Genomic DNA, 15,722 nt, shown 5'->3' with positions numbered 1-15,722 from the left:
TGTATTAAAATTTTAAATAAAGTGATGGTGAGAAAAATGGCAAATGAATTGAATTACGACAATATGACTGAAGAACAGCGAAAGAAGCAAGCTAAAAAAGCTGCCCTTGCCAGCATAGTTGGAACATCAATAGAATGGTATGATTTCTTTCTATACGGAACGATGGCTGCTTTAGTATTTCCAAAATTGTTTTTTCCGGAATCAGATCCATACATAGGGTTAATACAATCATTCGCTACACTGTTTATAGGATTCCTTGCACGTCCTCTTGGAGCTGCTTTTTTCGGTAGTTATGGGGATCGCATTGGACGAAAAGCAACGTTAGTAACTACTCTTTTGTTAATGGGGATAAGTAGTACACTCATTGGATTATTACCGACATACGAAAATGCAGGTATTATTGTATCTATTCTGTTAGTATTCTTGCGTTTTTGCCAAGGTTTTGGGGCCGGTGGTGAATGGGGAGGTTCAGTTGTACTATCTGTAGAATGGAGTTCTAAGAAAAGTAGGGGGTTAATGGGAAGTATGACACAAATAGCATCCCCAATTGCATTGCTCCTATCTTCAGGAGTTGTCTCCCTCACGATCTTTTTAACAGGAGATAATTTTTATAGTTGGGGATGGAGAATTCCATTTTTGATTAGTATTGTGCTTGTTGTGATCGGTTTTATTATACGACGTGGGGTAGCAGATTCACCTCAATTTACAAAAATGAAGAAAGAAAATCGACTAGCAAATAAACCAGTTATAGAAGTTATTAAGAAATATCCTAAAGCATTATTTCTAGTTATTTTATCCAGTTTAGCACAAGGTATTCCTTTCTATGTTTTTACCACTTTTGCTATAAGCTATGGGACGGAATATCTACAATTAGATAAACAGTTTCTAACTAATACCATCTTATTAGTAGCAATAGTCGAAATCATTGTGATCCTCTATGCGGCACATTTATCAGACAAATATAATAGGAAAGTCGTATTTTATATTGGCAGTTTATTAACCATTTTAGTTGCATTCCCATTCTTCTGGCTTATGGATACAAAGATAACAGTATTGGTTATTGTAGCAATGTGTTTATCTATTCTTGGTGCTGGAGCAGTCTATGGACCTTTAGCAGCAATGATTGCAGAGTGTTTTCCGGCCAATCTAAGGTATAGCGGAACGTCATTAGGCTATCAGCTTTCAGCTGCAATCCAAGGTGTATCTCCATTACTATGTGTGTATTTATTAAATACCTTTAGTAGTTCTGTTCCAATCAGTATTTATCTTATTGTCGCTTGTCTAATTTCTATCGTGGCCGTTTCCATGTTAGGGAAGAATTCAAACCAAATAGATATGGATAAAGCTAGTTAATTAAAACAGAGCAAAAACAAAAACTCCCTTGAGTTCACTTCTAACATAGGGTTCTATATTTGAGACGTTTAAAATTCCAACCAGGTAAATATCAAAATTAATTACCTTTTTCAATCCATGGGGCTGCTTAAAAGCCCCTTTTTCCTTTTTGATTTTACATAAAAACCCATTAAGCTAAGCATTCCTTATTTGTATTAGAAAACTTTCAAAAAAACGGGAAGCGGGATTACATTAATTCCGTTATAATACAAATTCTTTATTTCTTCGATTTCACCCATATTTATTTTATTATCGAAGATAATGTCCCTTGCTTTCCAGTTAAATGAGATGAATTTCCTTCGTGAGTTCTTGGTTTTCCTGTTCGCGATTTGATACGTCTAATAGAAGAAACTCGTCATATTCGAGGAATTTTTCCTGTATTTAGGACCATCAGTATAATTATTCCCATCACTCTCAAGAAGCTATCTAACTCGGTGGTTAGTACATATGCAAAAGCGGGTACTCTAGAGCAGGTTGTGCATCGGGGCGAATGGCGGACAAACGGTTAAAAAGGTTATAAGAGAACAGCATTCCCGATTAGGTCTGCGAACCTAAAAAAGGTAATGTCTAATGCTGTTACATCTAATTCATGTATTTTTACTTAACTCCTTCTCTTTATAAAGAAAAAGAAAAAAGGGGAGAACAAGTCATCTGGATGACATGTTCTCCCCTTTTTTTGAATAATCACTTATTGTATTCCAAAGCCCAGCATTTCATATGGAAGAATGTTGAGATGTAAGAAAAAATCCATGATTGGGCCTATTAACAAGGCATTTAGAAAGGTACCAATACTAATATACGTTGACATACTTGCGACTTTTAAATGGTGTTTTTCTTATTTTTATCAACTCATATTGACACTAAATAAAGATATTTGCTTTGCAATCTTACTTAAGGAATCATCCAGGATAACACCCCATTCTGCAAATATGTCATGATTCCAACAATAATCACCAGTATAATACTATGCTTTATTGTGAAGCGAAACAAATCAGATTCTTTCCCTGCTAGGCCTACTGCGGCGCAAGCTACTGCAATTGATTGAGGTGAAATCATCTTTCCGGTAACTCCGCCTGAAGAGTTCGCTGCCACTGCGAGCACCGGATCCATGCCTATTGAAGTAGCTGTAACTTTTTGCATGTTACCGAATAGTAAGTTGGCTGAAGTATCAGAACCAGTAATGAACACTCCTAGCCAGCCTAGTATAGGAGAGAAGAAAGGGAATAAAAATCCTGTTTTCGCCAATACCATACCCATAGATGTGCTCATTCCTGAAGAGTTTGTTACATAAGCGTATCCTACAACAGACGCTATTGTGATAATGGGAAATTTAAGTTCGTTTAGTGTTTCACCGAATGTAACTATCCAATCCTTCCAAGAAATTTTTACAATATATTTCGTAATGATTGCTGCAATCAGAACCGCTGTACCAGCAGCACCTAGCAATTCCAGCTTGTAAAAGGCAGGTATCGTTTCTCCCGCAGCGTTTATAATCTTATTATTTAATAAAGGAACATTTGGTATAAACGATAATGCATGCCCTATAGAATTAATAGTTGATAAAACAACATTTGTTCCTTCATAGTGTCCTGTTAGAGCCTGCTTTATGGTTGGAATTCCCCAAAGGGAGATTACTCCCGTTAAAACTAGGAATGGTGACCACGCTTTAAAAATTTGTCCGCCTGTATAAGTTGGCTTGTGGCCAGAAGGTTCATTTACAGCAAGTGTTGCAGCCATTTCTTGTTCGGCTGAAAAACGGAAGATAGTTTTCGGTTTCCAAAATTTAAGGAAAACTGCTAAAGCAAGTAATGAAACAAGAGCCGATAAAATATCCGGAAGTTCTGGTCCAAGGAAGTTAGAGCTTAAGTATTGTGTTACTGCAAAAGTAATACCAGTTACTAAAATTGCAGGCATGACTTCGAAGGCTTTTTTAAAGCCTGCCATAATCACGATTAAATAAAATGGTATGACTACAGATAAAAACGGTAATTGGCGTCCAACCATTTTTGAAATCTCCATCGCAGAAATTCCGGTAGGTCCCTCAAGCGCGATAATGGGTGCTCCTATTGCACCGAATGCAACCGGTGCTGTATTGGCAATTAAACACAAGCCAGCTGCATATAAAGGATTGAATCCAAGACCAACAAGAAGTGCAGCAGAAATGGCAACAGGTGCACCAAAACCAGCGGCTCCTTCAAGAAATGCCCCAAATGAGAACGCTACCAATAGTGCCTGAAGACGGCGGTCTTCCGTAAGTGAAACAACTGAATTACGAATAATATCAAATTGTCCTGTTTTTACGGTTAATTTATAAAGGAAAACTGAACTGATAATGATCCAACCAATAGGCAAGACCCCGTATACTGCCCCGTGTGTAGCAGACATAATCGCCATTTGTGTTGGCATTCCAAATGCAATAACCGCCAATATCAAAGCAATCATTAGCGTCGTGAGCCCTGCCAGATACCCTTTCATTCTCTTCACTGCCAATGCCCAGAAGAAATAAAGTATTGGAATTACTGCCACGATAGCGGATAGAGCGAGGCTATCTCCTACCACTGTAAAGTTTTGTGTATATGTCATATTGTACCCTCCAATTTATAGTCCCTAAAAGTAACCGCTTACATATTTTAATTAAAATATGCTACCATTTCTTTTGCTCTAATTTACAAGAAAGTGAAAAAATTCAAATTCACTGAAAATACTCAAAATTCCGTGTTGTAAAGTCCGGATGTTTGTGATTTTATCTTGGTTGCGTAATGATAAAATCACTATGGTGCTTGTCCGGTAAAGGGCCTATAAATTGCTTTAAACCTTTAGTTACTAAAGGACATTGCGACTAAGGTGAGATATACAAAAAGAATCACGCTAACAAATCTGGTGTCTTTTCTACATAATATTTCATTTAACACTTTCTATCGGCATGATAACACTCTATAAGACACCCCCTTTCTGTTTCGTATTAAGAAACAGCGTTTCTGTAAGTTTGCGATAAAACACTATTGTTATGTAACTATATAAGTAGTTGTTCTATAACAAACACTAATCCTATTTCAATTATACAAATTATTGGTGAAATTTCAATATTTTTAGAATATTTTAAAAATAAAGTTCACAAAAAAAATTTGCCCGATATATCTTTTTTTCAAAAGAATCGGGCAAATTTTTATAGTCGTTTTCAAGTAGTTCTACTTTCAAATCCAAGCCTTGTCGAAATTTTTTTTCCAATTTGAATCATTTGTATCTGTAGGAGATCGATCCGCTGATCAGTCATACGCATTGTTGGACCAGATATGCTGACAGCAGCAATGACTTTCCCCGAATGATCGAAAATAGGAACGGCAATACAAGTAATTCCGTATTCATTTTCTTCTAGATCCAATGCATAGCCTCTAATTCTAACCTGAATGAGTTCTTGAAGGAAATCATCTTTATTCGTAATCGTTTTGTCAGTATGCCTTGGCATTCCCTTTTGCTCAAGAATGTTAAGCACGACATTAGATGGCAAATAAGCAAGAATTGCTTTGCCGACTGAGGTGCAATGCATGGGTGCTCGTTTTCCAACTTTAGAGTGCATTCGCAGTGTTTCGTTTCCTTCTAGCTTTTCTATATACACCACTTCACCTTGGTCATAAACAACTAGATGGATAACCTCATTTGTGGTATTCTCCAGTTCTTGCAAGTATTGCCTTGCTTCCGATCTCAAATCAATTGATTCCAGCAATTTGGAACTAATCTCTAAAAACTTATATCCCAGCTTATAACGTTCCGTTTCACTATCTTGCTCAATATACCCATACTGCACTAATGTTGATAGTATCCGATAAACTGAGCTTTTATTTATATCTATTTGTTTGGAAATCTCTGTTACACCTAAGCCACCCTTTTTTAAACTCACAATAGTAATAATGTCTAACGCCCTGCTCACAGATTTCACCATATTCTCTCTGTCCAAAATTACTCACCTCTGTGCAACCATAATAGACTCATTATAGCACATAGTTTTCACCAGGCGTTTTAACCGTACCTAATACGCTCTTGCACCTTCTTTAGCAGTAACAAATGTATTTCGAAGATTCCCAATTTCCTTTATTTCACATTCTATAACGTCGCCAGCGCCGACCAACTCTGCTCCAACAGGACTACCTGTTAAAATTACATCTCCCGGTTTAAGTGTCATAACTTTTGTCAGATAGGAAACCATTCTACGAATTGGAATAATCATCAGTTCAGTTGCACTGTTTTGTTTTTCAACATCGTTCAGTTTTGCTTTGACCTTTACATTAAAAGGATCAAGTACGGTTTCAATAACAGGACCTAATGGAGTGAACGTGTCAAATGATTTACCAATTGTCCAGTGGCCATCCTGGTGGAAAAACTGAGGTGCCGTTACGTCATTTCCAACTGTGTATCCAAAAACATAATCCAGTACGTCGGATTCAGGCACATTTTTTGCCTCTTTCCCAACGACAATCGCTAGTTCGGATTCAAACTTTACTTCCTTGATACCCTCTGGGATGATAATTTCTTCTTCAGGTCCAATCACTGATGAAGTTGGCTTAAAGAAGAATACCGGGATTTCCGGGAGCTGTTCCGGAAGATCCTCCACATTTGAAACAAAGTTTGCACCGATTCCAATGATTTGATTTGGTTCTAAGGGTGCAATAGACTTAACTTCACCCTGAGAAAATGTTTGGCCTGTATACTCCCAAGCACCAAAAATATCGCCCTTAATTACCCTTATTATTCCTTCTTCTTTAACACCTGTATGAATGGAAGAATTAGCTATAAACCTAGTAAACTTCATTGTTTTATTGCTCCTCTCAGACTTCTATTTCGGTTTTTTTTCTCGCAACACCAGACTGTATCGCTGCCTCTGCTACAGCATTGGCGACGGCTTCCACTACTCGGTTGTCGAAAGCATTTGGTATTACATAATCATGCGTCAGTTCTTGCGGCTGAATTAAGTTTGCAATTGCATAAACCGCTGCCACTTTCATTTCTTCATTAATTTCAGAAGCGAACACCTGAAGGGCCCCTTTAAAAATCCCTGGAAACGCTAGTACATTATTTACTTGGTTAGGTAAATCGGAACGCCCTGTACCAACAACAGCTGCACCGGCTGCCCTTGCTTTATCCGGCATTATTTCGGGTACCGGGTTTGCCATTGCAAAAATAATGCTGTCTTTGTTCATAGACTGTACCATGGCGGTATTAACTGCATCAGCAGCTGATACGCCAACAAAAACGTCAGTACCTTTTATAACATCCTCCAATGCACCGGCCAGCCTGTTTTTATTAGTGATTTGAGCTATTTCTTCCTTCATCGAATTCATTCCATTTTCGCGACCTTTATAGATCGCTCCTTTTGTATCGCACAAAATGATATCCTGAACACCCATGTTGAGCAGCAATTTTGAAATTGCGATTCCTGCAGCACCTGCACCATTTACAATCACCTTAATTTCTTCAATCCGTTTATTCACGACTTTTAATCCGTTAATTAACCCTGCTGCTGTAACAATCGCAGTTCCATGCTGATCATCATGAAAAACAGGAATGTTCATTTCCTTTTTCAGTCTTTCCTCAATAATGAAACAATTCGGAGCTGAAATGTCTTCTAAATTTATTCCTCCAAATGTAGGTTCCAAGGCTTTGATAATTGAAATAATTTCTTCTGCGTCGTTTGTATTTAGACAAATGGGAAATGCATCAATATCCGCAAATGCCTTAAATAATGCTGCCTTTCCTTCCATTACTGGCATTGATGCTGCTGCTCCGATATTGCCTAGCCCTAATACAGCCGATCCATCTGAAACAACTCCTACAAGGTTCCCTTTAAGTGTGTAATGATAAATCTTTTCGGGATTTTGGAAGATTTCTTTACAAGGCTCAGCTACTCCCGGTGAATATACTAAACTTAAATCATTTGCGTTTTCTACAGCTACTTTTACATTTACATTTATTTTCCCTTTAGACCTCATATGAAGGTCTAGCGCTTTTTCCCGAAGGTCTTTCATAGCTTCAACTCCCCCAATCTGTTTTCACTATTTATTAATGAAAGTTAGTTGTTGAAACTGCAGTACTTTCAGGAATTCTGTAATCTCTCCATTTCAACAGAAAATAAGTTCTTCAATTAAATTAGCCATATACTCTTTACATTGTAGATCGGGACATCCTAAAAAAATAGAATGTCCCCTAGGTGTTTATTGTTTTATAGCAAACTTTGCTTTTGCTTCAATGCGGCGACGATGCAAGATCGGCTCAGTGTAGCCACTTGGCTGATTATAACCTTCAAAAATCAGGTCACAGGCTGCTTGAAATGCCACCGAATCGTCAAAATTCGCAGACATTGAGCGATATGCAGCGTCTCCAGCATTTTGTTCGTCTACTACTTTAGCCATACGCTGAAGCGTCTCTAGCACTTGTTCCTTTGTTATGATACCGTGGTGTAGCCAGTTCGCCATGTGTTGGCTGGATATACGTAAGGTTGCACGATCTTCCATTAGTCCCACGTCGTTGATATCAGGTACTTTCGAGCAACCAACTCCCTGGTCCACCCAGCGAACAACATAACCTAGCATAGTTTGAGCATTGTTATCAATCTCTTCCTGTATTTCCTCCGGGCTCCAATCAGAATGTTTCGCAACTGGGAATTGTAAAATGTCATCCCTCAAGTCTCTGGATTCACTAATCTTTTCATTTTGGATCTTCGTTACATCAACTTGATGGTAGTGCAGTGCATGCAATGTAGCTGCAGTAGGTGATGGAACCCACGCCGTAGTTGCACCTGTTTTTACATGACCAATCTTTTGTTTTAACATCTCATCCATCAAGTCCGGCATAGCCCACATACCTTTTCCAATCTGGGCACGCCCCTGGAAGCCGCTTACAAGTCCTGTATTAACATTCGATTGTTCATAGGCTTGCAACCAAGTAGATGATTTCATTTCACTTTTTCGAATCATTGCTCCCGCTTCCATAGAGGTATGGATTTCATCACCAGTACGGTCTAAAAATCCGGTATTTATGAATACTACCCGTTCCTTAACTTCGCTTATGCAAGCTTTTAAGTTTAAAGATGTGCGGCGCTCCTCATCCATAACACCAATTTTTAGAGTATTCCGTTTTAGACCGAGCAATTCCTCCACTTGATCAAATAGATGGTTGGCAAAAGCGACCTCTTCTGAACCATGCATTTTAGGTTTAACGATGTAAATAGATCCTTCGGATGAGTTTTGGTAAGGGCCGTTTCCTAAAAGAGTATGTTTTCCAAGAAGACTAGTGATGATTGCATCTAAAATTCCCTCTTGGATTTCCTCCCCATTTTGATCTAAGATTGCATTATTCGTCATTAAATGTCCTACATTACGAACAAACAAAAGTGAACGACCTGACAAAGACAATTCTTCTCCCGTCGGGGACAAATAAATGCGATTGGGATTAAGAGTTCTTGTCGTTGATTTATTGCCTTTTATGAAGGTAGCAGATAAATCTCCTTTCATTAATCCTAACCAGTTACGGTAAACCAGAACTTTATCCTCGGCATCTACCGCCGTTACTGAATCTTCACAGTCCATAATCGTCGTTACTGCTGCTTCTAAAAGAATATCTTTAACGCCAGCCTCGTCAGTTTTTCCGATTGGATGACTGAAATTGATTTGAATTTCAAAGTGAAGGCCATTATTTTTCAAAAGTACAGCACTTGGATCTTGTGGTTGTCCTTGATAGCCAGTTAATTTCGATTCGTCCTCAAGTCCTGTCGTTTCTCCATTCCGGAGTGCAACATTCAGCTTTCCAGACTCAATTGTGTATTTCACAGCATCTTTATGAGAAGCTTCCCTTAATGGAGCTGCTTGGTCAAGAAACTCCCTTCCAAACTCAATAGCCTTAGCACCACGAACTGGATTGTATCCACCTTCTCGATGTGCACCATCTTCTTCACTGATTGCATCTGTACCATAAAGTGCGTCATAAAGGCTTCCCCAGCGTGCGTTGGCGGCATTGATTGCATAACGAGCATTATTAACTGGAACAACCAGTTGCGGTCCAGCTTGGATAGCGACTTCGGCATCCACACCTTCAGTGGTGATCTTGAAGTCTTCAACCTCTGGTTCAAGATATCCAATTTCTTTTAAAAATGCTTTATACTCTTCAAAATCAAAATCATTATTATTCTTTCGATACCAAGCATTTATTTGATTTTGAATCTTTTCACGATGTGCCAATAATTCCTTATTTTTAGGGGTTAAATCATTGATCAAATTTTCTAAACCAGACCAAAACTGGTCACGATCCACTTCACTACCTGGTAGAGCTTCTGAATTAATAAATTCATATAATTCCGTTGCAACTTGAAGATTCCCTGATTTAATATATTTTGTCATTATGAGTTCCTCCTTGAAAATCAACATTTTATTTTAGATAATTCTCTGGAAAAAAGTAATTTGTTCTCTCTAGGATGTAATTTTCTTAATCACTCTTTTTTGTTCGCTATTACAAAACGCCGTTTCTTTATCTGTGTATAAAAATGATAGCACGATACCTGATGTTGATTCAATTATTTTCATAATATTTTAACAATTTATATTTGCTTCTAAACTTTAGCAAAAGGACTACACCACGAAATGAATTGGCTTCATCCGTTGTATGGACTGCGCCTTACCGGACAAACATATTTAAGATATAGCAGCTGCTTCTTTTTCTTTTAAATCTCTTTTTATCTCAACACAGCGTCCCGGCATTGGGAATAATTTCCCTGCGTTTAAAAGATTATGAGGATTGAATACTTCTCGAATATCTGTTTGTGCAATAATCTCTTCATCAGAAAAGACGAAACGCATTTCCTCTATTTTTTCAATCCCCACTCCGTGTTCACCTGTAATTGTCCCCCCAACATCAGCACATGCTTTTAAGCAGGCACTACCAGCTGCCAGGGCCTTTTCGCTTTCCCCTGGGATTCTGGCATCGAAAAGAACAAGTGGATGTAAATTCCCATCACCCGCATGGAAAATATTAGCGATTCGCAAACCAAATTCTTCGCTGATTCGATTGATTTTGTTTAATACCTCGGGCAATTTGCTTCGTGGAATGACACCGTCCTGTACTAAATAGTCCGGTGAAATGGCTCCCATGGCACCAAATCCTGTTTTACGATTGGCCCACCATCTACCTCTTTCGAGTTCATCCTGTGCTACCTTCACTTCAAGTACATTTCTGTACTTACACACTTCCAAAATGTGATTAATTTGCTCTTCAATACCTGCTGAGATTCCATCCACTTCAATGAGTAGGACAGCCTCAATATCACTTGGATGACCTACTGGAAAAGCAGCCGCCTCCACTCCCTCAATCGCTGTTTTATCCATCATTTCAAGGGCTGCCGGTACGATTCCTGCTGAAATTATATCAGACACGGCCTGACTTCCGTCCTCCACTTTATCAAAGTAAGCAAGAACAGTTTGTTTCGCTTCGGGGTTTTTCAATATACGAACAGTGATTTTCGTTACAATGCCTAATGTTCCTTCAGAACCTGTCAACAGACCGAGCAAATCATATCCAGGAGAATCAGGAATTCCATTTTCACCGATTTCTATAATTTCGCCGTTAGGCAGTACTACTTCCAGCCCTAGAATGTGATTCGTGGTTACCCCATATTTAAGACAGTGAGCCCCTCCAGCATTCTCTGCGACATTTCCGCCAATTGTACAACAATATTGGCTAGAAGGATCCGGAGCATAGTAATACCCTTTATCAGAGATAGAGTTCGTGAGTTTAAGGTTGATAAAACCAGGCTGTACAACAGCACGCCTATTTTCGAGATCAAGGCTTAATAGCTTCTTCATCCTGACCAGACTAATAATGACTTCTTCATTTAAAGGTATAGCACCGCCGCTTAATCCGGTTCCAGCGCCACGGGCTAGGAACGGCAGTTTATTTTCGGAACAGTATTTAACTAGTTTGGCTACTTCCTGAGTATCTTTTGGAAACACAACCGCTTTAGGTAAGTGTCTATGAAGCGTAAATCCATCGCTATCATAGGCAAGCAGATCCTCTTTGTGAAATAGAATTGAATTGGCATCGCCAACAATAGCCTCTAAATTCTTTATATGCCGATCATTCGATTTTATTTTTTTCCTTGCCATTTACTGTCCCCCCTTTAGATCATCCTCTTTTTGATAAGCCCAATCCAGAAGCTGAATTGTATGGACGACTTTTTGATTTCTACCATACTTCTGTACCCCCATTGCCATCTGAAGCATACATCCTGGGTTACCCATTGAAATCATCTCAACATCGCCTGGCACATTCTGCATTTTGCTTTCTAGCACGGCACCGGCCATTTCTGGATTAGTGATGTTATATATACCTGCACTCCCACAGCAGCGATCTGCGTTTGGCATATGTACCATTTCAACTCCTGGAATACTGACAAGGAGGTCTCTCGGTTCCTGGCGAATTCCTTGACCATGTGCTAAATGGCATGCGTCATGATATGTGATACGAGTGTTCAATTCAGCTTTTGGTATTTCATAGCCTGTTTCATGAATGTATTTAGAGATGTCCTCGACCTTCGCGGAAAATTCTTCAGCTTTATCATGCCATTCAGGCTCTTCACGAAACAATTCTGCATATTCCTGAAGCATACAGCCGCATCCTGCTGCGTTAACGATGACTTTATCAGCATCCTTAAACGCTTCGATATTCTGTTTCGCCAGCTTTCTTCCAGTTTCACGGTCACCGGCATGAACATGTAAGGCTCCACAGCAAGTTTGGTTTTGCGGAATTGTCACATCATTTCCGTTTCGTGTTAAAACATTAATCGTGGACTGGTTAATATCACTGAACATGACGTCCATCACGCAACCTGTCATAAACGCCACTTCTGCTTTCGTTTCTCCTATTGCTTTGATCACTTTTTGATTTTTGTATTTTTTGCGTACAGGCTCTTTAATTTCAGGCATAATTGCTTCCATCTCAATTAAATGCTGTGGCATGATATTCATTAACCCTGTTTTGCGCACCACTTTCTGCAATCCGCTCTTTTGATAGAACTTTAATAAACTCCCCACTGTATTCATTCGGTTTTGATGTGGGAACATTCCTTCAAGTACTATTCTACTTACTTTCCCTTTCACTCCTGTCAATGGAATCGCCTGTCGAATTTGTCCGCGAGCCTCTTCAATTAATCCTCCGACATCTACATTCGCCGGACAAGCAGTGGTACATGCACGACAGTCAAGACAAGCAAAAACAGGATCCATGAATTGCTCGTTCACCTCAAGCTTTCCTTCTGCTACTGATTTGATAAGATGAACACGCCCACGGGGAGAATGCTGTTCCTGGCCTGTCAGCTCATATGTTGGGCACGATTCCAAACACATACCACAATGTACGCAATCTGCCCATTTGTTTTCATCAGGCTTATCGCTCCATAGATAGTTGCTTAAGCTATTAGATGTACAAGATGGATCTTGCTTTATATCCACTTCTTTCAGACTCACTATTAAATCCCCCCCACGAATCTTTTATTATTAAGTACTCTATTCGGATCGATCTTTGTTTTAATTCCTTCTAACAAGAAGAAATGTGATGGTTTTTCACCCCATACATCAATTTGCTGACGAAGCGTTAAAGGCAGATGTTTCACAATCACATAACCACCCAATGCTTCGACGGATTTTCTGAGCTTTAATATTACCTGTGTTAGGTCTTCGTCGTCAGTTCCCTTTAAATTAACCTGGCATATTCCATGACCTAGTCCACCATGTGCTTCTACTGTAAGAGTACTAGAGTGATGTAAAATGTGGCTTTCTTTAATGACCTTCAAAACATCCAGGTTAACAACGCCTATTTTCAATGCCGCTTCTATCTGATTTCCTCTAGCAAGTGTTGCTCCATTTGGAGAAATCGAATAAAATTTGTCCCAAAAAGCTTGTGCCTCATTTTGTGAAAGCACTGTCATTTTTGCGTTGGAAGGTTGGATGTTCTTTACAAAATCCTCCTGGTAATGAACAGAGCTCTCCACATCTTCAAATGAAATTGCTAAGGTATAAACGTTTTGACCCGTTAACCTTTCCGATAAAGCTGGATTTAGCAATTCCAACGCGACTGGTTCCATCACTGAATCCAACAACTTAACTACTAGTGACCGAACTTCTTCGAGATTTCCATCGGGAAACACTAACAGTCCAAGGCTTTCGTACTTTGGCATTGGTCTAAGCTTCAAAGTCACTTCAGATAAAATACCAAGTGTACCCATCGATCCTATAAAAAGTTTGTTCATATCGTACCCAGCCACATTCTTTACTACATTTCCCCCAGCTCTTATGATACTGCCATCCGGGTAAACCAAGCGAAGTCCTATTACCGCATCTCTGGAAGAACCATAACCCAATCTTTTGGGACCGCTTTCATTTGAAGCGATGATTCCGCCAATTGTCGCATCTTCAGGCCATACAGGGTCCAATGAAACCTTCTGATTATGTTGTGCCAAATATTCTTGCAATTCTTTAAATGAAGTACCTGCTTTAACCGTTAATGTCATATCTCCTACAGTATGTTTGACAATTCCTTTATATTTCGATAATGAGAGTAAGATATCAGCTGTTTCAATCAATCCTCCAAAACCTCTCTTGGTTCCGCCTCCTACCACCGTTATTTTTTTCCCTTTTTCGTTTGCATACTTTAAAATACTTGCTATTTCTCCCTCTGTTTTCGGATAAACCGATACCTGACCACCATTCCCAAGTGGATGGCTTTGGTTTTCCCCATCAACTATTTGCATTTCAGGTAAAAATGACTTTAAATCTGATAGAAGATCTGCTACAATCAATACCCACGCCTCCTTTTTGTTTCGTAATAACAAACATCGTTTCTATATTGTTGCAAAAAAAAACATTTTAAACTTCATACCTTTTGTAAAATATTGTTTTGCAAAAGTTCTTCCACATACTGTAAGTGGTTAATCATCGACTGATTAGCTTTTATAGGGTGCCCCATCTTTATTGATTCATAGATTTTATCATGTTGTTCATCAATCGTTTTTAAGATGCTCTCATTCTCTTGAATATACCTGTGAAAATCAATCATTGCCTTCTTCATAGTGGTTGAAATGGTTTGCACTAATTGAATCAGGCTTTTGTTTCCTGTCGCATTAGCAATCGCCATATGAAAGTGGTAGTCCGCTTCCCAGCCATTGATGCAAAGGTTTGAAAGGATTTCTTCCATACGTACCAAATCTTGTACCGACCGATTGGAAGCAGCCATTTCCGCAATACCGGTCTCCAATATTTTCCTGACTTGAAACAATTCACTTATATCTTCACAGCTGGGGATTAACATATGGTTGGTAAACAATTTTGTGGAATCAAATTCGCAAATGTATGTACCTTCCCCTTGTTTTACGTAAACAGTACCTCTTCCTTTAAGTGTAGTGATTGCATCTCGGACAGCGGAACGTCCAACACCGAATAAATCACATAATTCCCTAACGGAAGGTAGCTTTTCACCTGACTGGAATTTTCCAGACTCAATCATCTTCTCTATTTCTTCTTCGACTGTTTCCGACACTTTCTTGGTGAATATTTTCCCCACATTTACACACCCACCCTCTACCCTTTCAGACATCACATATCTGACAAGTTATATTCTTACATATATTAAAACACTTTCCAATATATATTTCAACGAATAATTTAGAATTTAATAAATAATCAAAAAATTATTTATTATAGATTATTGTAGACATACACCTTTTTTTAAGTTTATTTCTAATTCAAAAAGGCTATGGCCATATACGCGAAAAATGGTTCTGGTGCAAAAACTTCAAGACAATTGCAATTAATCTTTAAATGTCAACATTTCTTCAATAAACGGCTTAGTTGCTGGTGCTGTAGGTTACACGGATACAAAATTCGCAGTACGTGGTATAACAAAAGCAGCAGCGATCGACCTAGCACCAATGGGCATTCGCGTAAACTTTGTACACCCAGGCGTTATTGCAACACCAATGGTCGTACAAGAAGATACAAAAGCAGCTGTAGAAGCATTCTCTCAACACATTCCATTAAAACGAGTAGCACAACCAGAAGAAGTAGCTAATATGGTATTGTTCTTGGCTTCTGATGAGGCTAGCTACTCAACAGGTTCAGAATTCGTTATCGATGGCGGATTAACTGCACAGTAATAAAAGTACATGAAAAAATCTGTATATGATTTATAAAGGCCGATTTTCTATTAGTAAAGAAAATCGGCCTTAGTTTTTTATTTAATTTAGGCTGTTTTCGCATACTTTGTTGCTATTTACCAAGTAAAGCGGTGTGGTTGAT

Annotated in this window: 10 protein-coding genes and 1 pseudogene; 2 read left to right on the top strand and 9 right to left on the bottom strand. The window is 38.8% G+C overall.

Annotated features, from left to right (window positions below; genetic code table 11):
* Nucleotides 1-36 precede the first annotated feature (36 nt).
* A complete protein-coding gene (locus tag ACFVSH_RS08515; RefSeq protein WP_387594983.1) occupies nt 37-1,353 on the top strand; it encodes an MFS transporter in 1,317 nt (438 codons plus the stop codon).
* A 930-nt stretch (nt 1,354-2,283) separates the two neighbouring features.
* Here ACFVSH_RS08515 and ACFVSH_RS08510 read toward each other — a convergent pair.
* The 9 genes from ACFVSH_RS08510 to ACFVSH_RS08470 form a co-directional block, all read right to left on the bottom strand.
* A complete protein-coding gene (locus tag ACFVSH_RS08510; RefSeq protein ID WP_387594980.1) occupies nt 2,284-3,975 on the bottom strand; it encodes an L-lactate permease in 1,692 nt (563 codons plus the stop codon).
* Between the two features lie 595 nt (nt 3,976-4,570).
* Entirely contained in the window at nt 4,571-5,347 is a 777-nt protein-coding gene (locus ACFVSH_RS08505; RefSeq protein WP_387705552.1) for an IclR family transcriptional regulator, read from the bottom strand.
* Nucleotides 5,348-5,419: 72 nt separating this feature from the next.
* Complete coding sequence (locus ACFVSH_RS08500) at nt 5,420-6,199, bottom strand: fumarylacetoacetate hydrolase family protein (RefSeq protein WP_387705550.1); 780 nt, start codon at nt 6,197-6,199, stop codon at nt 5,420-5,422.
* A gap of 16 nt (nt 6,200-6,215) precedes the next feature.
* A complete protein-coding gene (locus ACFVSH_RS08495) occupies nt 6,216-7,412 on the bottom strand; it encodes an NAD(P)-dependent malic enzyme (protein WP_387594971.1) in 1,197 nt (398 codons plus the stop codon).
* Nucleotides 7,413-7,598: 186 nt separating this feature from the next.
* Nucleotides 7,599-9,779 (bottom strand): malate synthase G, encoded by a 2,181-nt coding sequence (locus ACFVSH_RS08490; protein ID WP_387705548.1) that lies wholly within the window; start codon nt 9,777-9,779, stop codon nt 7,599-7,601.
* Between the two features lie 291 nt (nt 9,780-10,070).
* Entirely contained in the window at nt 10,071-11,537 is a 1,467-nt protein-coding gene (locus ACFVSH_RS08485; protein ID WP_387594966.1) for an FAD-linked oxidase C-terminal domain-containing protein, read from the bottom strand.
* Nucleotides 11,538-12,896 carry a (Fe-S)-binding protein gene (locus ACFVSH_RS08480; protein WP_387594963.1) on the bottom strand — a complete coding sequence of 453 codons (1,359 nt, stop codon included), beginning with the start codon at nt 12,894-12,896 and terminating at the stop codon, nt 11,538-11,540.
* A gap of 2 nt (nt 12,897-12,898) precedes the next feature.
* The gene (locus ACFVSH_RS08475) at nt 12,899-14,227 is read right to left on the bottom strand and encodes an FAD-binding oxidoreductase (RefSeq protein ID WP_387705546.1); all 1,329 of its coding nucleotides are present in this window, start codon (nt 14,225-14,227) and stop codon (nt 12,899-12,901) included.
* Between the two features lie 74 nt (nt 14,228-14,301).
* Nucleotides 14,302-14,988: a FadR/GntR family transcriptional regulator gene (locus ACFVSH_RS08470; RefSeq protein WP_387594957.1), complete on the bottom strand. Its 687-nt coding sequence runs from the start codon at nt 14,986-14,988 to the stop codon at nt 14,302-14,304.
* Between the two features lie 259 nt (nt 14,989-15,247).
* On the opposite strand from ACFVSH_RS08470, the pseudogene ACFVSH_RS08465 reads away from it, so the two are divergent.
* A pseudogene (locus ACFVSH_RS08465) lies at nt 15,248-15,580 on the top strand (SDR family oxidoreductase); the annotation flags it as partial.
* Nucleotides 15,581-15,722: the final 142 nt, after the last annotated feature.

Origin of the sequence: Peribacillus sp. NPDC058002 (assembly GCF_042886655.1) — a bacterium.
GTDB lineage: Bacteria > Bacillota > Bacilli > Bacillales > DSM-1321 > Peribacillus > Peribacillus aracenensis.
Note: the sequence above shows the minus strand (reverse complement) of the source record. Positions and strands in the feature narration are given on the sequence as shown.